Raw genomic sequence first — 476 nt, 5'->3', positions numbered from 1 at the left:
CGCGAGCAGGTTCCCATGGACCTGCACCGCGAGATCGGCGGCGGGGCGCGGATCCGGGCGGGCATCGAGTTCGATGCTGCCGGTCGCCGGGTCGCCACCTGGGTCTTGTCCTCCCGCCCGGGCGATCCGCTGGGGTCTCTCCGCATGGACCCGATCCGCGTTCCCGCCGCCGATTGCCTGCACCTGTTCAAGCCGCTGGCGGCGGGCCAGCTGCGCGGGATCACCTGGCTCGCGCCGGTGCTGCTGCGGCTCCACGAGCTCGACCAGTTCGAGGATGCCGCGCTGGTCAAGGCCAAGGTCGCGGCGCTGTTCACCGGTTTCATCACCGATCCCGACGGCACGGCGGGTGGGCTTTCGGGCACCAACACGGGCGGCGCGCTGACCGTGGGCATGGAGCCCGGCAGCCTGATCCCGCTGCCGCCCGGCACCGACATCCGCTTCTCGAACCCCACCGAGCACGACGCCTACGCGCCCTT

General features: G+C 72.1%; 1 protein-coding gene. It reads left to right on the top strand.

Annotation, left to right across the window (positions count from 1 at the left end; all coding sequences use genetic code 11):
- Window positions 1–15: 15 nt before the first annotated feature.
- Window positions 16–476, top strand: a 461-nt coding sequence (locus KY389_RS15085; RefSeq protein WP_246588178.1) for a phage portal protein, incomplete at its 3' end; no start/stop codon positions are given.

This window comes from Paracoccus bogoriensis (assembly GCF_019431455.1).
In the GTDB taxonomy this organism is placed as follows: domain Bacteria; phylum Pseudomonadota; class Alphaproteobacteria; order Rhodobacterales; family Rhodobacteraceae; genus Paracoccus; species Paracoccus bogoriensis.
Note: the sequence above shows the minus strand (reverse complement) of the source record. Positions and strands in the feature narration are given on the sequence as shown.